Raw genomic sequence first — 1,001 nt, forward strand, 5'->3', positions numbered from 1 at the left:
AGATCAATTAGTGGCCACATTACTGCAATCAATTGACCCAGGTTTGATTGCAGATTAAGGAGTACGTCAAACAGGATCCCCTCAATAATTGGGGGTAGGGAATGATTCCGCTGACCATGACCAACCGAAGGAATCAACAGAAGCTTCAGAACGAATAATAGTTGCCAGAGGGAGAATTATTCCTGCCTGGGAAATGCGATCGCTGATATACTCAAAAAAGCTGATACCCAACTTACGAGTAGTATCAACAAGGGACATAAAAATATCCCAAGCTTTTGTACCAAGAAATATCTGGGTAGCATAACTAATCTTACGTCGCAGCACCATTGTCCTAGCTGCTAACTCGGCAGGATTGTTGTGCAAAGGCAATTCTGGATGCTTCAAAACCAGAAGCAACTCCTCTTGTTTTGCGATGGTTAATCTTTTTCGTTCATCCAACTGTTCGTAACCAGTTTTTTCTCTAAACAGCGTCCCAAATTCTGACCTGAGTTGGTCAGCTTGCTCTTGACTGGGGGAATCTCTATAAGCTAATAATTTTCGGTACAATTTCCAAAATCTGTCGAGAAAGTTATCTAAAATCTTTTGGTGGTAGGCGATAAATGGACTTAACTTTTTATAATGCCTTCCTTCGTGGACCCAACATAAAGCTAATTCATCAGTCAATAACTTGAACTGTGGAGCATCATCACTTATGAGGGTTTTGATTACTGGAATTGTTGATTGCTGATGGTAAAAAGCAATTGCTGCTGCTTCATGTATACGAGTACGGGATTGAGAATTTAAATTAACCAGATGCTCATCAAGTAACCTATTCAACTCAATTTCTGTGAAGGCTGTTTCCTGAGGTAATAATTTCAGTCGATGCTCCCATTTGTTAGGCAGATTTAATACCTCAAGTAAATCGTATGTTATCGAGTTGAGGACAAACTCCAGTTCCGTTGTGTTTTGTAAAACTTTTAATACGCTTAAGCGGTCTTTGTTTGGTGTCGTTATATCAAATA

Annotated in this window: 1 protein-coding gene; it reads right to left on the bottom strand. The window is 39.6% G+C overall.

Going from position 1 to position 1,001, the window contains the following annotated elements; translation table 11 throughout:
• Positions 1 to 81: 81 nt before the first annotated feature.
• On the bottom strand, positions 82 to 1,001 hold a 920-nt coding region (locus F6K13_RS34785), incomplete at its 5' end, for a transposase (RefSeq protein ID WP_287290201.1).

The sequence above is a fragment of the Okeania sp. SIO2B9 genome (assembly GCF_010672505.1).
Taxonomy (GTDB): domain Bacteria; phylum Cyanobacteriota; class Cyanobacteriia; order Cyanobacteriales; family Microcoleaceae; genus Okeania; species Okeania hirsuta.